The organism is Acinetobacter sp. ACNIH3, from assembly GCF_002918965.1.
GTDB classification, from domain to species: domain Bacteria; phylum Pseudomonadota; class Gammaproteobacteria; order Pseudomonadales; family Moraxellaceae; genus Acinetobacter; species Acinetobacter schindleri.
Map to the genome: position 1 here is coordinate 146682 of NZ_PQLP01000001.1, position 16022 is coordinate 162703.

Consider the following 16022-nt stretch of genomic DNA (forward strand, 5'->3'; position numbering starts at 1 on the left):
ATCTTGAGATAGGATTGACAAAAATGCCCCTATTCATCAAAATACAAATGTCTGATCAGCAATGAAGACATTCATAAGAGCTCATGTTCCCGCATGGGCTTTTATACTTTTTGCCGAATGAAAATAATTACTTTTTTGTCAATTCTCTCTGTTCCTCTTTTCTTAATCGTTCCAATTCCGTAATAAAAAAAGCATTCATTGACTGATGTCTTTGCTTTGCCATTTGTTTGACCCAAGAAACTAAATCTATGGGTAAACGGAGATTCGTCTGTTTCATGTGCATCATACCACTTGCTAGCATATTGCTAACATAGCAATATGCTAACACTTATGTCAACTTTTTTTTTATAGCATAATGCTAGTGCTATTTTTACCGACTAAAGAATGTATGAGTAAGAAAGATATCCAATTTAATCTTCGTATTCCTGAAGAGCTAAAAGCTAAAATTGATGCTGCAGCGAAAGCGAATCAACGCTCTATCAATGCAGAAGCGACCTCTCGACTTTACGATTCATTCGTCATGAATGACAATATTCAAGTTGAAGCAGCAAAAATCGTTGAAAACTTTCTTCGAGCTCGATCTCCGACAGAGCGAAAAAAAGTGGTAGCTGAACGTTTAAATTTTGTATTAAGTGAATTGAAAAAAATTTATCATTTCAATGAATTTACAATTGCTGAATTAGCTTTTGAGATCAATGAAGATACGGCTGATGAGGCTGAAGCATGGTTTAGAGCAGAATTAGAACCCACCTTCGGACAATTGGAAAAAATAGCGCAACATACTTCAGTGAATCCAAACTGGTTACTCTTTGGTAAACAGACTCCATATGATATTCAGCACATACGTTTAAATGAATATTTAGATCAAGATATAAAGCTGCTTTTAGGTTCAGCCCCTAGTAATGAATATTTATCTGCATCAAAAGTGAAAGAAATAAAATTTATTCGCGAATTATCAGAAACAGGACAGTTAATTATTCTTAAAATTTATGAAAATTACGCAGTTGAGACTTTTTATCCCCCATATCATATCAGTGACGTAAATGGTGTTGGTGGATATAACTCATTGTTATATTTTTGTTTATTGATCAAAGTACTGTTGCGATATTATAAATCTAAGGTGAATGTATATAGTCATCTGCTTTCAAAAGAGCAGTTTAAACTTATTTTGACTGGAACAGTTCATCCCTTAACAATTGCAGAAAAATTACATCATATTCCTTGGGTTGATGATTTAGCGGATAGACCCCCAAATAAAAATTTAGATTATTGGGATGGTTTTGATACGTTAAGAGCAAGAATACTACGAGACTTTGCAGCGAAAGAATACATTCAGGAAATTTGGAATGATCCTGAGTTGTATTTAAAGCATCCTATTGAGTTTTAAAAAAGGGATGACATTTTACTAAATGCCATCCCTTTTTCTAGGCTCATTGGTATATTCAAATAAATCCTGCATATTACAATTAAAATATTCACATAAGGTATTTGCGACTGAAAGCTCAATTCGTACTGCACGATCATAGTAAAGACTTGTTAATGTATTACGATTGATACCAGTCGCTTGAGCTACCTCACTTAACTTTAAAATTTTTCGCTCACCCATCAAATTTGACAACCTACATCTAATCATAAGAACCTTTAAATTAAAAAATTAACCTATAGCAGGTTAATTAAACTTGATAAATAACTTTTACCATGCTAATTTAACCTGCAGTAGGTTATATTGTTTTATTAAAAACCAAATTAGCCGTTCTAAATTTCATTATATAGTTTTTTAAGGAAGTTCAGCTATGAATAACTACTTTTCTCCAAAATTCTCTGTTTCAGAGGAAGTTCGTTCAACTGCTGTTGCACTAATCAAAGAGTTTAATATTGACCGTACATTTGATTTAGCTTTGTTTCTTAATGTTAACCCCAATTTAAATGACCAAGATGCGACTTTAGCCTGGGTGAATTATTTTGAAAAAAATCAACATGATCTCAGTGACTTCAATCATGTTAGACGCCACTTTATGAAAAATTTTCCTAAAATTATGTTTGCAAATTTCAGTGAATAAAATAATCAAAGGGAGATATCAAATATCTCCCTTAATTTGTTTAGCAATGCTCTTATGGTAATCTCAACAAAAAGTAAAATTCAATTTAATTGGTTGTAAAAATATGGAATCATTTATAAAAGCAGGCCATATTGAGCCTTCAGTCATTGTTTTTGACGTATTTGGCACACTTGTGCAGATAGGGGAAAGACGTTCCCCATATAGAAAATTAATGAAATGGCTAAAAGAAAATGGGCGACAACCAAAACCTGATGATGCCAAATTTATTATGTTCCACAATTTAAATTTGGCAGAGCTTGCAAAGCGATTAGCAGTAAATATTCCAGACCAATTTCTGCAAGAACTTGAGCATGATTTAGATGAAGAGTTACGCTCTATTAGACTGTATGAAGATACCTTATCAACTTTGGAAGAATTAAAAAAATTGGGATTCAGATTGGCATTATGCTCCAATTTAGCGATGCCATATGGAAAAGTTGTTTCTTCATTTTTACCTTCTCTTGATGCTTATGCTTGGAGTTATGAGGTTGGAGCAATTAAACCCGAGTCACAAATTTATCAATATTTAATTGATAAATTACAATGTTATGCCAAAGACATTTTGTTTATTGGAGATACACTTTTAGCTGATTACAGTGGTCCAACTGAATTTGGTATGTCAGCACGTTTAATTGATCGTAAGAATGGGCAAAAGCTGGCAGATGTTTTAAACGACATACTTTAATAACTCGTGGACGCCACCTAATAGTGAATACTCACAGCTCCTCATCTTTCCATTTTTTAAATTCTGCAATTCGTTCATCAAGCTCCAGAACCCATGCTGGTTTTATATGTGGCACATTTGGACGCTCAACACCTTGATGGTCAAAAAATTTATACACCATTGCCGCCAACTTGATAAACGCCTGTTCAAACGTATTTGCCCAAACATCTAAACGATAATCGTGATAATGCTCTTGGTATAATTTACCACCATCTTCTACTTTATTAAGATGTGAGCCAGTCTCTAAATAAATCACTAATTGCCCATCATCTTCATCATTATATGCACCGTGATAAACATTTTGGCAATGCCCCCATGTATTCCAGTGCCATGATGGTACATCGCCAATAACCGTCCAAAAAGCTGGGTGTGTATCAATAAAATGATATGCAGTTAAAAAGTCTGTTGGATTTGCGAGATATGCTTGCTCATTTTCAAAGGCAGTCTGTAAAGCAGATTGTAAATGCTCAAATTTATTTTTATCTGTGTAGGAAAACAAACTACTAGAAAAATGCTCAGAGGTTTTAAAAAATAGGCAACCACTCTCTTTATCCTCACCAAAATATTGATAAACCTCTGGTAGAATCTGTAAATCTGTAGGTTTGACATGATGGATCTGGTGTTGTACGTCTTTTAAGCTTTCGTGAATTGCTTCCATACGATCAGGGTAAGTGATGACAAGTTTCGTATCTCGCAGTGATAAAACTGCTGGTTCAGTTATTTGGGGTAACTGTTGTAATAACCAGCCTGGTAATTGTTTTAATTCAGTTAGCTGCATTTTTAGTTATCCTATTTTTTAATAATTTCAACTTGTTACATATGTTACACAACATAATTTGTGAAAGTTCAGTGTAAGTTAGTCCATAGGAGTATATTGTCACACAATGGCTTCAACAAAATTAAGAACAGAAATCAAGCCACTCATTGTTTCAATTTGATGAATTGGGATACCGCTAGTGACTCTATTTTCGGACGTTAAAAAAATCTTCATCGCAGCCTGATCACCACCTGTCAAAGCATGTAAAGCCTGGTATAGACGAATCAGCAACAGTGCTAATTTCCCCTGTTTAGAATTTGGATCTAATTCAGGTTGGTTGTGCAATTGAGTGATTGCCTCAACATCCATATCTAGCACTATTGCGAGCTGAGACTGACTAAGGGAGAGCAGTTTAGCAGCCCTAAGTATTGATTTTCCAAACACAACTTCTGGTACAGCCTGCTGTTCCAATAACGTCATAGCATCATCTCAAGCTCTAATTTTACTGATCAAGCCTTAAATCTAACAATATCATGCAAATTGCTAGATAAAACGATCACCTATTCCTGTTCGTACCATACCAGTTATTCTTACTTGTTAGACCAACATAAATAGTCACATAAGCTAATTTTGCCGACACCTGATGATTCATATTTACACCACGCTCTGCTGCTTCCAAGGCTAGTTTTTGATGAACAATGATGGAACACGAATAACAAATCGACCACTATATTAACCAAGGGGATCAGTTTTTAAATGCCGTTAGGGGGGCATTTTTACACTGCCGATAACACAGCTATCTTCCTAATTTTTTAAAATAGGTTTCACATTTTGAAACGGGGCCAAAATTATATTTTAAAGCGGTATTGGCTCTAGCTGTTGCATATTCAATACTTTGAATTTCACGCTGCTGAGCGAAAACTTGAGTCGCAGGATGTAACTGTTCTGAGCAACTGGCATCATTGCTAAAATATTTTAATGTCTTGGTTTTGGAAAAATATATTGCAGCAAACAATCGCCCATCTTTAAATACAATCGCTGATGAAGCATCTAAACTGCTTCCAGACCTACCTTCATAATACAGAGCCTCATCTGTTTTCAATAAATATGGCGCTGAGTAATTGTCGAAATTAGATTGAAATTTTAGATAATCATGATTTAACAATGTTTGAAGTTGTGTTTGGATTTTTGGATTCAAAACAATTTGAGGAATTGATGAAATATCTGAATATTGAATTAAGTCTAGTTCTTGAGCATGAGTAAAAACGGAGATTGAAAAAAGTAGAAATAGATAATATTGATGCCTCATATCAAATTTATTATTTTTATGTCCATATTGACTTACTTATGGATTGTTCATTTTATATGGACACTTATGGAGTATCAATAAGCGTAAAGCCTTTCTGTGCGTTCATAACATTCTCCACAAATGTTGTTAATTTAGTTATAAGCTTCAAGAGCTACTTTGTTTTTGCACAAAGTATGCCAAAGCATCATAACTATTTAAGTGTCTAAAAATCAATATCTTGTATAAAGTAAATTTTTATAGGTTTATATTTTGTTTTAAAAATGTAATTAAGTGACAATATTTGTCAATTCATTGCATGAAATGTACCTGATTTCTGCTTTTAAAAATTTTATTAAAACTTATAGAAAAACTTAATTTTAAATTATCATATATAAAATTTCCTTTTCCTGAATTACTCATGAAATCCACGCTTGCCCTCATAGCAGCAATCCTCATCTCCCTAGCATGGCTTATACCCATTCATTATCGGCCTTGGGTCACCTATACAGGTGAGCTCTATGCTTTTTTTGCACTTTTTGCATTAGCTGCAATTTTCTTAAAAGAAAAAGTAATAATTCCAACAGTGAGTCTGCCGCTATTGCTTCTTGCCAGTGTGCCTTTTATCCAGTTACTCGCAGGGCAGGTGTTTTTCTTTAGTACTGCCATAATGGGCTTTATTTTTGTTTTTAACTTTTGGCTGGCAAGTGTGTTGGGTTATAGCCTTTCAACCGGAAACTATAACCGGGAAGAAACTTTTACCAATCTTAGCTATGTATTTTTAGTTTCAGGAACGATTATGGGCTTAATTGCTGTATGTCAGTGGACGAATCTGGATTCAATACTGCCAGGCATGGTGAATATCAGTGGTACTCAACGTCCCTATGCCAATTTCGCCCAGCCAAACAATATGGCAACTTTCTTGGTCATGGCATTGATGAGCTGCCTGTACATCTATGAAAAGAAAAAAATCCAGACCAAATGGCTATTTGCCTGCGCTGTTGTGATTGTGATTGGTGTGGCTTTAAGTCAGTCACGGACCGCCTGGGTCGCTGCGATCGCGATCATGTTGTATCTGTCATTCTACCAATATAAAAGGATCATTCGCCTGAAATGGTATTACAGCACAGCATGGTTCATCTTTTTTATTTCCTGCATTGTCGCTTTTCCATTACTCAGTCAGCTGGCTACGCAGATTATAGATGTACAAGTGGTGCAAAGCCGTGATGTAGTATCTCGTGCTACAGGCGATATGTCCCGACTCGCCATCTGGCAGCAAATGTTGGCCGCGATTCAGGCTGAGCCATGGTTTGGTTATGGCTGGTATCAGACCAGTGTCGCTTTTGTCTCGATCACTGATACAGTTCAAGGTCCGGTCTGGATTCGTAGCGCACATAACTTCATTATTGATTTCCTAATCTGGAATGGGGTAGTGATTGGTGTCCCATTCTTAGCTTATTTCGGCTACTTGGGCTATCAAATGCAGCGATGGGTGAAAACCCCCGAGTCTGTCATTGGTATATTAATGATTGGTGCTTTTGTCACTCATGCCATGTTTGAGTTCCCACAGCATTATGCCTATTTCCTGTTACCAGTGGGTTTTATTATCGGTACAGTACTAGCGCAGCGAGCTGATATGGTTAAGCAGCTTGTCATGCCAGCATGGTTGATGAAATTAATCTTCATTACAGGTGTTATTTTAATTGCAGTCATTTACCGGGATTATGATACTGCTGTGCCAAAACTCGGTCAGAGCATTCGCTATGAACAGCAACCCGAAAAAATCACCAATCAAAAACCAATTTTCTTATTGACGGAATTTAATCATCGTATTGACTGGATCCGGGTAGATCCTTATACCAAGATGAGTCAGGACGAAATCCATCAACATGAAAAATTGGTGGTGAGTTATCCAACCAAATACAACTTGCTAAAATATATTCGTTTACTGGCCTATAATGGTTATATTAAAGAGGCACATCACCAGCTCTGGCGTTTGAATACGATTCAAAAAACTGAACTGAACTATGATGAAGTTATTAAAGATATACCGAAATAGTTTCAGCTCAATAAAAAAGCCATCATCATGATGGCTTTTTTATGTCTTTAAGAAATCAAAGCTGGCTTTGAATATAGTTTTCAATAGTTACACTTTGAATCAGATCAAGCTGAGTCGTTGTCCAATCTAAATATTCTTCTTCTTTTTCCAGAATTTCTTGAACCAGATCACGAGTTACATAATCCATTTGAGTTTCAGCTAAAGCCACGGCTTGCTGGATGGTTTCAATATTCTCTTTGACTTTGCGTACGTCACATTGCAACACTTCTTGGGTGTGCTGACCAATATAAAGTTTGCCTAAATGTTGCAGGTTGGGCAGACCTTCTAAAAATAAAATTCGTTCAATAATTTTATCGGCATGTTTCATCTGCACGATCGATTCTTTGTATTCGGCAGAACCGAGCTTCTCAATACCCCAGTCATTAAACATGCGTGAGTGCAGAAAATACTGGTTAATTGCAGTCAGGTGGTGATACAACACCTGGTTCAGCTGATTAATTACATCACGATTGCCTTTCATTGTATCACTCCGTATAGCTTGATGACCCATTTGTACTTATGGGTTTTTATATCAGATTATCTTAAATCATATGGCTCGGCAATGGCGAGTAATTTATTGAACTGCAAATGAAAATCGCAATCAAATAGTATTAAATGAAATCTAAAACAATAAAAACCCGCCAGAGTCGAGGGCGGGGAGGAGTAATGATCAGAGATCATTGTTTTTATCATTATACTTATAGGGGTATTCAATATGCTATTTAGGCTGCAACTGCCAGACGCGCAGCAATCTGGGAAACTTCATCACTGATGATCATACGAGCTTCAGGTGCACAGCGGCCGCAACACGTTCCCAGGTCAAGCATTTCGCGTACTTCACGATAGCTTTCCGCCCCATTGGCAACAGCTTCTTTAATGTCTTGATCAGTAATGCCACGGCATAGACAAACATACATGTCAGATAACCACAGTGTTTAAATAGGATAAGTGATATTATTGATAATTATTATCGTTTGTCAATAAAAATCATTTGAAAATGCGTTCAAAATAATTGGGGATTTAGATAAAAAAATACCACCTGAGCGGAAATCCGAGTGCTGCTCGGATTTCTGCGTAAAAGCGATTTATAATTTAGAATTAAATATTGCAGGCTGGAGATTTGGTGATTTTGATAACTTATTGATTAATAATCACTACACCATCCATTTCAACCAGTGCATCCTTAGGTAGGCTTGCTACACCCAGAGCTGCACGTGCAGGATAAGGCTGGGCAAAGTATTCACCCATAATCTGGTTAACCAGCTGGAAGTGAGACAGGTCAGTCAGGTAAATGTTGAGCTTGGCAATATCTGCTAGGGAGCCGCCAGCTGCTTCACAGACTGCTTTCAAGTTGTCAAATACACGACGAATCTGAGCCTCGATGCCTTCAACCAGTTCCATGCTGTATGGATCTAGACCAATTTGACCTGAAAGATACAAGGTATTGCCAACAAGAATCGCTTGCGAATAAGTACCGATCGCAGCAGGGGCATTTTCAGTATGGATCACTTGGCGGGACATCAATTTCTCCTTTTATCATCAACATACATCATATTAGATCATTGCCATGGGCAAAAGCATTATCGTTTTAAATGATTAACTCGCCTTCGATGTGGTTTCTGAAATGCTTATTGGCTGGGGCAGACGGATAATTCGCGGGAAGCCGTAATGCATACGCAAGTCTCGAATCAGCTGGGCAATCTGCTTACGGTTATGTACGACTACGTTGACATAAGTCTTACCTTCGTAACTACGTACCGACTCTACACCAGACTTGGCTTTACGGCATTCATAGATCAGTTCGGAAATCTGTTCATCATCCATGGACAGGTCAATGCAGAGATAAGCGGTAAAGCTGATATCTTCAATGTCCTCAGAGGTCCACTGCAATGGCATCATATTTTCTGGATGCAGGTTTTGTTCGTGTAGCAAGTTATGGCAGCGTGCACGATGCACGATCAGACCACGGCGGGTCAGATGACCTTGAATCGGATCACCCAGTACCGGATTACAGCAGTGCGCGTATTTGACATCGACCCCTTCTGTACCCTGAATTAAACGAGTCGAGTTGGAGCCAGTTTCTGCATCCTGAGCAAAGAGGTGATTGGCGACCAATTGAGGTAATAAATCACCGACTGCAATCTGTTCATATAGACGTTCCTGAGTCGGAATATGACGCCATTGCAGAATATTGGCCCAGTCCTCGTCAGTTAAATCCTGAATAGAACGATTAAATAATTTTAAAGCACGATTTAAAGCCTGTTCACCGACCATACGCTGCTCGTCAATATCCTGATCACGCAGGATGTTTTGAATCGCACGACGGGCTTTTTGGGTATTAATAAAGCTGAGCCAGTCTGGATTTGGTGAGGCGAGTACATCAGTGATCACTTCAATGACTTGACCACTGCTTAAAGGCGTAGAAAGCGGTTTGGTGTCGCCATTAATTTTGGCACCAACCGCGTGGTTACCTAGAAATAGACTGGCAGAATAGGCGAAATCCACTACGGTCGCGCCTTGAGGTAATTCATGTAGCTGACCATGAGGAGTATAAACCCAGATTTTTTCCTGATGCAGATAATCCAGTAATTCATTAAAAGTGGTCTTGGCACAATCCCCATCCACCAGAACATTCAGATTCTGCATAGAAGCCTGAATCGCAGAACGGCAGGCTTGAGGTGCATTTTCACCCAGTACTACACCAAAACGTGCTGCCTTACGCATCAGTTCGGTTTGAATGGTTAGGGAAAGTGTCGTCTTTTCACCCTTGATACGCATACTCAGCGACTGGTTACCACCCGGCAACGGGCGACGAATATGATCGGCAAAACTCAACACCTGGAAACTATCTTCCAAGAGTTCTGCAAAGCGGTCACAGTCAGCAATACTTTGTAAAATGATTTCAAAGGCGTGACTATGAGTGAGTTCCTGCAGGTTAATATCATTCTTAACAAAGTGACGTAGCAACTCGATATTATTATTTTTCTTTTTGATTCGGCCCTGGATATTATACTGATGGAGTAATTCATTCAGTTTTCTTTCCCAGATCGCCTGATATTCACAGCGTTTGGATTTGGTTTGCTGTAGGGCAGTCTGGACATTATTGTACATGTCCAGATCCAGGTTCTGGTAGCAGAGATGTTCCAGATTATCGGCCATCTCATTCATACCAACCAGCCGGGCCATCGGTACGAAAATTTCAAAAGTTTCTTTGGCAATACGTGCACGTTTATCTGGGCGTAAGGCATCTAAGGTAGTCATGTTGTGATAACGGTCTGCCAGTTTCACAATAATGACACGTGGGTCCTGTAGGGTAGCCTGAAGAATTTTCCGGAAAGAAGCGGCTTTATTATATTCCTTATCACTGGATTGGCTTAGTTTGGTGACGCCGTCCACCAGTTCAGCTACCGTCTTGCCGAATTTTTCAGCAATATCGTCCTTATTGAAATCCGTATCTTCAATCACATCATGGAGTAAGGCTGCCATGAGGGTTTCGGCATCTAAACGCATATGCGCCAAGATGCTGCTCACAGCGATCGGATGCAGGATATAGGGTTCGCCACTTTTACGGGTAATGCCATCATGGGCAATATCCGCATAATCACAGGCGGCAAGCACACGCTCGACTTCACTGGCACTCAAATAAGCGTCGATGATGATATTAAGCTGTTGCTTGGCTTGACTGACCTGTGGGCCTGGCATAAAACACCTTTAAAACTGAATTCTTTACTAAAAATGCGCGAATACTTTTAATGAAAAGCAAATCGCAAAGTTTGTCAATTTATTCCGTTTCTATTCACGGAAAAACCGCATAAACTTGATAACTCGACCTTATGTTATAACCGTTCTAGACAGAATATAAAAGTCACAAAACAAAAAAAGCCTAGTTGAAAACTAGGCTTTTTATGGGAAAGGTTTCTTATTGGAAAGAAAAACCGTCCAGATTCAGGTTATTTGCTGAAAGTGCAAGGTCTAGACTAGAAGTCTGGTAGTCCTGATCACGTTGTTTCAGGATGTCTTTAGATACATGACCTACTGCAATTTCACGTAGAGCAACAACGGTTGGCTTGTCATTGTCCCATTCTACAGTTGGTTCAATGCCTTGACGTGCCAATTGACGCGCGCGTTTGCTTGCCACTAGTACAAGCTCAAAGCGGTTGTCTACATGGTCTAAACAATCTTCAACGGTTACGCGTGCCATAAGAATTCTCGTTTGAATAATATTTTAACAGACTGCGAAGTATAAAAGGCTTTGCCTGTAGACTCAAGTTTTAATCACTCTTCGCTTGGCGTAATTAAAGCCTGAATCAGTTTTTCATGACGATTCGCTTGTTGATGAAGTACCAATCGGTTGGCAATAATCACGGCTTCCAGATCATGCAGCGCTTTGTTGAAGTCATCATTGATAATGACATAATCAAAGTTCACATATTGCTGCATATCTTCTACCGCACAGCTCAAACGATGCTCAATCACGTCAACAGAATCTGTACCGCGGTTAGATAGACGTTGACGCAAGTCAAACTGACTCGGCGGCAAAATGAAAATTTGTTTGGATTCAGGAAATAAGCGACGGACCTGCTGTGCACCCTGCCAGTCAATCTCGAGCAGGACATCATGACCTTTGGCCAGTTGTTCTTTTACAGTCGCTTGCGCAGTACCATAATAGTTACCAAAGACTTCAGCATATTCAATAAAGCCACCTTCATTGACCAGATTGAGAAAATCTTCTTTGGTAGAGAAGTGGTAATGCACACCATCGAGTTCGCCAGGTCGTTGACCGCGTGTCGTATGAGAAACAGAAACATGAAGATTGTTGACGCGTTCAAGTAATGCTTTAACGAGGGATGTTTTGCCCGTTCCAGACGCTGCAGAAACGACAAACAAGAGACCCGACATGATATTTTTCCTGATATGATAAAATATCTTCTCTATTTTAGAGTAGACCGGCTTTAAACTAAATAGTTGTATGTCGATTGTTTTACATTTATTTCAATTGTAGCGCCATAAATTGAGTGAGTATTGAGGATTTCTATGGAAATTGTTTTAGCTAACCCGCGTGGTTTCTGTGCCGGTGTGGATCGTGCCATTGCGATCGTGAACCGTGCCCTAGAATGCTTTAATCCACCCATTTATGTGCGTCATGAAGTGGTACATAACAAATTTGTCGTAGATGATTTACGTCAACGTGGTGCGATCTTTGTCGATGAGCTAGATGAAGTGCCAGATGACAATATCGTGATTTTCAGTGCACATGGTGTGTCTAAGGCTGTACAACAGGAAGCCGAACGCCGTGGTTTAAAAGTTTTTGATGCGACCTGTCCTCTAGTCACTAAAGTACATATTGAAGTGACCAAATATGCCCGCGAAGGGGTGGAAGCGATTCTAATTGGTCATGAGGGCCACCCAGAAGTTGAAGGCACCATGGGGCAATATGATAAAAATAATGGCGGTGACATTTATCTGGTTGAAGATGAAGAGGATGTTGCCGCTTTAACAGTTCGCAATCCTGAGAAAGTCGCTTTTGTGACCCAAACGACTTTGTCGATTGACGATACAGCGAAAGTCATTGATGCGCTTCGCCAGAAATTTCCGCTGATTCAAGGCCCACGTAAAGACGATATTTGCTATGCCACTCAAAATCGTCAGGATGCTGTACGTGACTTAGCTGAACGTTGTGATGTCGTGCTAGTCGTAGGATCACCGAACTCATCCAATTCAAACCGTTTGCGTGAACTGGCGGAGCGTATGGGGAAGGCAGCTTATCTGGTCGATAATGCAGATGAGCTCAAGCAGGAATGGTTTGCAGGAAATGTCCAGATTGGGGTAACAGCAGGAGCATCTGCACCGGAAATTCTGATTAAACAAGTCATTCAGCGTTTACAGGAGTGGGGTGCACAAGCGCCTAAAGAGTTGGATGGACGAGAAGAGAATATTACATTTAGCCTACCCAAAGAGTTACGTATTCCAGTCACTCAAGCTTAAGATGTGGCACACTTATCACCTGATTTGTAATTTAAAAAAACAGATAACTGATTTTTGCAGTTATCTGTTTTTTTATGCCATTCATCTCTATTTGTGTGGGTTTTGTAATCTAATTAGATACTATTTTTAATGAGGTAAAGTTTCGCTGGTTTGAGGGCAGGATGCAAAAAGTAAAAGGATTTACATTAATTGAGCTGATGGTGACGATGGCGGTTCTGGCGATTATTGCTGGAATGGCTGCTCCTTCTTTTGGTAATTTGCTGCTTAAACAAAATCTTAACAGAAGTACGCAAGATTTGGTTGCTACCTTGAGCGCAGCACGCTCTACGGCTGTATTAGAACGTAGAGAGGTGACTGTTGATTTAAGCAAAACCCACCAAACCGCAGATACTGCAGCAACACGCTATTGGTTGCCCAGAGGTGAGGCTGTTTTGGCATCAGGTTCTCCAGTGAGTATTACCTTTCAGTTGAGCGGAGCAGTGAAAGATCACGCTGCCGATATTGAAAATCAACCTTTTGTGGTTTGCAGTAAAAGCGGTGGCAACATCTCTAAAGAAATTAATGTTTCACTCATGGGGGCAATCAGCGTGGTTGAGGGGACATGCTCATGAATACAATGAATATGCATCAGCGTGGTGTCGGCTTAATGGAAGTCTTGGTGGCGCTGCTCGTGCTTGCTATTGGTGTGCTCGGTTTTATTACATTGCAGTATCGTGCAGTAGAAGCCACTACAGAAAGTGGTTATCGGGTGCAAGCGATTAATATTGCACGAGATATGGCAGAACGGATTCGGGTCAATCGTGGAGCGATTGACACCTATGAAGACTTATTGAAAGGCACTGCCGCAAAGCAAATCGCAGATACTACTGACTGCGCCACAACGGATTGTACTATTAGTGAGCTTGCTGCTTATGATGTTAAGCAGGTGTCCCAAAAAGCACAAGATATGGGTATGACGATGAGCAATATGCCATGTCAGGGTAATAGTGATGATCGTTATTGTGTTTATGTGGCGTGGGGTGATACTGCAGCTACTGATGGTGCTGATGCTGGCAACTGTACCAATGGGGCAGCGTATGTTACGACCTCGACCTGTTTGATTATGGAGGTTTATTAAGATGAATAAACCTCAAGAATTTTTAAATCTCTCCCAAACCCTCTTTTTCAAAGAGGGTAGCGTTGCGAATCATACTCAGTATAGAGTTTGTGAAAAGTCTCCCTTTGTAAAGGTAGGGAATGTATTCCGCAAGGGGAGATTTTCTAATCCTCAACAAGGCTTTACCCTAATTGAATTGATGATTACTCTTGCTTTGGGTTTGATTATTATCGCTGCAGCAATGCTATTATTTTTGACGGGTCAAAAAAGCTATTCCTTACAGCAAGGTTCAGCAGATTTACAAGATAATGCCAATTTCGGCTTGAATTATATTGTTAAAGATATTCGTCTAAGCAATCTAAATACTAAAAGTTCAGGGATAAATGATGAAACCGTGGGCGGTGGTATTGTACTGACTTCAACAGCCAATGCAAAAACGACAACAGCAGGTTCACCAGCAGTTACGACACTTTCTCCCAATCTGCTTGTAAACGTAAAAGCAGATATGACCAAAGGAACAGGTACGGATATACCTTTGATTTTATTATCCCAAGGCAATACAGGTTTATCTAATGTCAATACCGAACTCAGCGACCAATTGGTAATTCAGTATAGACCGCAATATGTGCAAGACCCAGATGATGCAGACAAACTGTTTGGCGGTTTTGACTGTGAGGGCAATCGGATTGAAGTGGCAAAAGTAGCTTCGGGTACGCAAGATTACAACATTATCGTACAGCGTTATTTTTTACGTGAAGATACCAAAATTGGCAACGAACCGAATGCTTCGCTTGCTCTTGCTTGTGATGCAGGTTATTACTCCGATACTGGCTCTCCAACAGCAATCACAGGTTTTAATGACAAGAGTCAAATTATTTTAAAGCGTGTGGACTATTTCCATGTCTTGCTCGGCATACAAAACGGCACAAACTTTCGTTATATCTCGATTGATGACTATATGAAACTGACAGGCACAAAACCACGCATTCTATCTGTGCAGTTGGGCGCATTAATTCGTTCGTCACAAACCGTAGGCCGTGACAGCATGATTAAAGATGACCAGAAATTTCAGGTTTTGGATAAGGAGGTCACGGTAAAAACGCCAGCCGCAGGCAGTTCGAAATATGTGCGCCAAGTGGTGTCACAAACCGTTGCATTGCGCAATACCTTTGGTACAAGAGGGGCGTCAGAATGAAAAAAATGGCTATTTATCATGTCTCACGCTATGGGCAACAAGGGGCAACCTTAATTGTAGTGATGATTTTACTGCTCGCGATTACCATTATAGGTACGATGGCAATCCGTCAGGGGCTTGTATCTTTAGGGGTTGCGACTAACAGCCAAGCGCAGCAATTGTTAATGCAAAACTCTGATGCAGCATTTTTTAATGTAGAAAAAGAAAGCAACTTGATTCAGGCATTATCTGCCAGTGGGATGTTTGGTTATATTGATGGGGCGACTAATAAAGATAAAGAGCTGGTATTTTGCTTCCGCGGTGATCAGTCAAATTTTTTTGATATTAGCAAAGCCAGTCTGATGGAATGGGTATCGGGGACAAAACCCAAAAATAATACTTTAGGGGAAGACGGATACTGTAGCGCCAAAGCCAGTACCACTAACTTTTTTACTAGTGGGCGTAAAGCGGTCATGACCCAAGTAGCAGTCAAGTTTTCTACGCAAGCCAATAATGACCCATTTTTTGGTTCGATTTTTGGTTCTGATGAAGAAAGCATCAAATTTCAACGTAGCAAACCTGTCAAAGTATTTGCGGTGTCAGTGATGCCGACTTTAACCCAAGCAGATCCAGATGCCATTACCGGCTGTTTTAATAGTCATATGAATGAAGTCACTATACCCGATGGGGTTACCGCAGCGACAGGCGCAGATTTAAGTGTAACCCAATGTTTGACGAATTTGAATGTTCCTTTTGTGTCACACGTCACTGAATATGTGATTACGCAAGACTTTGTATAACCGG

Annotated in this window: 20 protein-coding genes; 9 read left to right on the plus strand and 11 right to left on the minus strand. The window is 39.6% G+C overall.

Features of this window, described 5'->3' with window-relative positions; all coding sequences use genetic code 11:
• Positions 1-127: 127 nt before the first annotated feature.
• Complete coding sequence (locus tag C3420_RS00685) at positions 128-301, minus strand: Arc family DNA-binding protein (RefSeq protein WP_103800481.1); 174 nt, start codon at positions 299-301, stop codon at positions 128-130.
• 87 nt (positions 302-388) lie between these two features.
• Between C3420_RS00685 and C3420_RS00690 the strand changes: the two genes are divergently transcribed.
• The gene (locus tag C3420_RS00690) at positions 389-1387 is read left to right on the plus strand and encodes an Arc family DNA-binding protein (RefSeq protein ID WP_103800480.1); all 999 of its coding nucleotides are present in this window, start codon (positions 389-391) and stop codon (positions 1385-1387) included.
• 18 nt (positions 1388-1405) lie between these two features.
• Here C3420_RS00690 and C3420_RS00695 read toward each other — a convergent pair whose 3' ends face one another.
• Positions 1406-1633 carry a helix-turn-helix domain-containing protein gene (locus C3420_RS00695; protein ID WP_103800479.1) on the minus strand — a complete coding sequence of 76 codons (228 nt, stop codon included), beginning with the start codon at positions 1631-1633 and terminating at the stop codon, positions 1406-1408.
• A 160-nt stretch (positions 1634-1793) separates the two neighbouring features.
• Here C3420_RS00695 and C3420_RS00700 point away from each other — a divergent pair, with 160 nt between their 5' ends.
• The gene (locus C3420_RS00700) at positions 1794-2060 is read left to right on the plus strand and encodes a hypothetical protein (RefSeq protein WP_004281168.1); all 267 of its coding nucleotides are present in this window, start codon (positions 1794-1796) and stop codon (positions 2058-2060) included.
• A 103-nt stretch (positions 2061-2163) separates the two neighbouring features.
• Positions 2164-2784, plus strand: a complete 621-nt coding sequence (locus tag C3420_RS00705) for an HAD family hydrolase (protein WP_103800478.1) — start codon at positions 2164-2166, stop codon at positions 2782-2784.
• A gap of 31 nt (positions 2785-2815) precedes the next feature.
• Here the strand turns inward: C3420_RS00705 and C3420_RS00710 are convergent, their stop codons facing one another.
• From C3420_RS00710 to C3420_RS00725, 3 genes are all read right to left on the minus strand, one after another.
• The gene (locus C3420_RS00710; RefSeq protein ID WP_004281164.1) at positions 2816-3601 is read right to left on the minus strand and encodes a hypothetical protein; all 786 of its coding nucleotides are present in this window, start codon (positions 3599-3601) and stop codon (positions 2816-2818) included.
• Between the two features lie 99 nt (positions 3602-3700).
• Positions 3701-4060 carry an antitoxin Xre/MbcA/ParS toxin-binding domain-containing protein gene (locus tag C3420_RS00715; protein WP_103800477.1) on the minus strand — a complete coding sequence of 120 codons (360 nt, stop codon included), beginning with the start codon at positions 4058-4060 and terminating at the stop codon, positions 3701-3703.
• A gap of 316 nt (positions 4061-4376) precedes the next feature.
• The gene (locus tag C3420_RS00725; RefSeq protein WP_039902450.1) at positions 4377-4889 is read right to left on the minus strand and encodes a hypothetical protein; all 513 of its coding nucleotides are present in this window, start codon (positions 4887-4889) and stop codon (positions 4377-4379) included.
• A gap of 397 nt (positions 4890-5286) precedes the next feature.
• On the opposite strand from C3420_RS00725, the gene C3420_RS00730 reads away from it, so the two are divergent.
• Positions 5287-6924 (plus strand): PglL family O-oligosaccharyltransferase, encoded by a 1638-nt coding sequence (locus tag C3420_RS00730; protein ID WP_103799804.1) that lies wholly within the window; start codon positions 5287-5289, stop codon positions 6922-6924.
• A 55-nt stretch (positions 6925-6979) separates the two neighbouring features.
• On the opposite strand, the gene bfr is transcribed toward C3420_RS00730, so the two are convergent.
• From bfr to gmk, 6 genes are all read right to left on the minus strand, one after another.
• The gene (gene bfr, locus C3420_RS00735; RefSeq protein WP_103799805.1) at positions 6980-7444 is read right to left on the minus strand and encodes a heteropolymeric bacterioferritin subunit Bfr; all 465 of its coding nucleotides are present in this window, start codon (positions 7442-7444) and stop codon (positions 6980-6982) included.
• A 241-nt stretch (positions 7445-7685) separates the two neighbouring features.
• The gene (locus C3420_RS00740) at positions 7686-7880 is read right to left on the minus strand and encodes a bacterioferritin-associated ferredoxin (RefSeq protein ID WP_005223443.1); all 195 of its coding nucleotides are present in this window, start codon (positions 7878-7880) and stop codon (positions 7686-7688) included.
• A 220-nt stretch (positions 7881-8100) separates the two neighbouring features.
• Complete coding sequence (locus C3420_RS00745) at positions 8101-8484, minus strand: RidA family protein (RefSeq protein WP_005223441.1); 384 nt, start codon at positions 8482-8484, stop codon at positions 8101-8103.
• 75 nt (positions 8485-8559) lie between these two features.
• Positions 8560-10665 carry a RelA/SpoT family protein gene (locus C3420_RS00750; RefSeq protein ID WP_048881773.1) on the minus strand — a complete coding sequence of 702 codons (2106 nt, stop codon included), beginning with the start codon at positions 10663-10665 and terminating at the stop codon, positions 8560-8562.
• Between the two features lie 217 nt (positions 10666-10882).
• A complete protein-coding gene (rpoZ, locus tag C3420_RS00755) occupies positions 10883-11164 on the minus strand; it encodes a DNA-directed RNA polymerase subunit omega (protein WP_004896248.1) in 282 nt (93 codons plus the stop codon).
• Between the two features lie 74 nt (positions 11165-11238).
• Positions 11239-11862, minus strand: a complete 624-nt coding sequence (gmk, locus tag C3420_RS00760) for a guanylate kinase (RefSeq protein ID WP_103799806.1) — start codon at positions 11860-11862, stop codon at positions 11239-11241.
• A gap of 135 nt (positions 11863-11997) precedes the next feature.
• Here gmk and ispH point away from each other — a divergent pair, with 135 nt between their 5' ends.
• The 5 genes from ispH to C3420_RS00785 all read left to right on the plus strand — a co-directional run bounded on the left by ispH (position 11998) and on the right by C3420_RS00785 (position 16018).
• Complete coding sequence (ispH, locus tag C3420_RS00765) at positions 11998-12948, plus strand: 4-hydroxy-3-methylbut-2-enyl diphosphate reductase (protein WP_103799807.1); 951 nt, start codon at positions 11998-12000, stop codon at positions 12946-12948.
• A gap of 161 nt (positions 12949-13109) precedes the next feature.
• A complete protein-coding gene (locus tag C3420_RS00770) occupies positions 13110-13559 on the plus strand; it encodes a pilus assembly FimT family protein (protein ID WP_103799808.1) in 450 nt (149 codons plus the stop codon).
• Complete coding sequence (gene pilV, locus C3420_RS00775; RefSeq protein ID WP_171294427.1) at positions 13556-14065, plus strand: type IV pilus modification protein PilV; 510 nt, start codon at positions 13556-13558, stop codon at positions 14063-14065. The genes C3420_RS00770 and pilV overlap by 4 nt, the downstream gene beginning before the upstream one ends.
• Before the next feature lies 1 nt (position 14066).
• Positions 14067-15239 carry a PilW family protein gene (locus C3420_RS00780; protein WP_103799810.1) on the plus strand — a complete coding sequence of 391 codons (1173 nt, stop codon included), beginning with the start codon at positions 14067-14069 and terminating at the stop codon, positions 15237-15239.
• Entirely contained in the window at positions 15236-16018 is a 783-nt protein-coding gene (locus tag C3420_RS00785; protein WP_228152924.1) for a pilus assembly PilX family protein, read from the plus strand. The genes C3420_RS00780 and C3420_RS00785 overlap by 4 nt, the downstream gene beginning before the upstream one ends.
• Positions 16019-16022 lie beyond the last annotated feature (4 nt).

Coding starts and splice junctions, on each gene's coding strand:
- pilV (WP_171294427.1), top strand. CDS start 13,556: ATGAATACAATGAATATGCATCAGCGTGGTGTCGGCTTAATGGAAGTC.
- C3420_RS00780 (WP_103799810.1), top strand. CDS start 14,067: ATGAATAAACCTCAAGAATTTTTAAATCTCTCCCAAACCCTCTTTTTC.
- C3420_RS00750 (WP_048881773.1), bottom strand. CDS start 10,665: ATGCCAGGCCCACAGGTCAGTCAAGCCAAGCAACAGCTTAATATCATC.
- C3420_RS00710 (WP_004281164.1), bottom strand. CDS start 3,601: ATGCAGCTAACTGAATTAAAACAATTACCAGGCTGGTTATTACAACAG.
- C3420_RS00685 (WP_103800481.1), bottom strand. CDS start 301: ATGCTAGCAAGTGGTATGATGCACATGAAACAGACGAATCTCCGTTTA.
- C3420_RS00705 (WP_103800478.1), top strand. CDS start 2,164: ATGGAATCATTTATAAAAGCAGGCCATATTGAGCCTTCAGTCATTGTT.
- C3420_RS00730 (WP_103799804.1), top strand. CDS start 5,287: ATGAAATCCACGCTTGCCCTCATAGCAGCAATCCTCATCTCCCTAGCA.
- C3420_RS00715 (WP_103800477.1), bottom strand. CDS start 4,060: ATGACGTTATTGGAACAGCAGGCTGTACCAGAAGTTGTGTTTGGAAAA.
- C3420_RS00725 (WP_039902450.1), bottom strand. CDS start 4,889: ATGAGGCATCAATATTATCTATTTCTACTTTTTTCAATCTCCGTTTTT.
- gmk (WP_103799806.1), bottom strand. CDS start 11,862: ATGTCGGGTCTCTTGTTTGTCGTTTCTGCAGCGTCTGGAACGGGCAAA.
- rpoZ (WP_004896248.1), bottom strand. CDS start 11,164: ATGGCACGCGTAACCGTTGAAGATTGTTTAGACCATGTAGACAACCGC.
- C3420_RS00740 (WP_005223443.1), bottom strand. CDS start 7,880: ATGTATGTTTGTCTATGCCGTGGCATTACTGATCAAGACATTAAAGAA.
- C3420_RS00785 (WP_228152924.1), top strand. CDS start 15,236: ATGAAAAAAATGGCTATTTATCATGTCTCACGCTATGGGCAACAAGGG.
- C3420_RS00770 (WP_103799808.1), top strand. CDS start 13,110: ATGCAAAAAGTAAAAGGATTTACATTAATTGAGCTGATGGTGACGATG.
- C3420_RS00695 (WP_103800479.1), bottom strand. CDS start 1,633: ATGATTAGATGTAGGTTGTCAAATTTGATGGGTGAGCGAAAAATTTTA.
- bfr (WP_103799805.1), bottom strand. CDS start 7,444: ATGAAAGGCAATCGTGATGTAATTAATCAGCTGAACCAGGTGTTGTAT.
- C3420_RS00745 (WP_005223441.1), bottom strand. CDS start 8,484: ATGTCCCGCCAAGTGATCCATACTGAAAATGCCCCTGCTGCGATCGGT.
- C3420_RS00700 (WP_004281168.1), top strand. CDS start 1,794: ATGAATAACTACTTTTCTCCAAAATTCTCTGTTTCAGAGGAAGTTCGT.
- ispH (WP_103799807.1), top strand. CDS start 11,998: ATGGAAATTGTTTTAGCTAACCCGCGTGGTTTCTGTGCCGGTGTGGAT.
- C3420_RS00690 (WP_103800480.1), top strand. CDS start 389: ATGAGTAAGAAAGATATCCAATTTAATCTTCGTATTCCTGAAGAGCTA.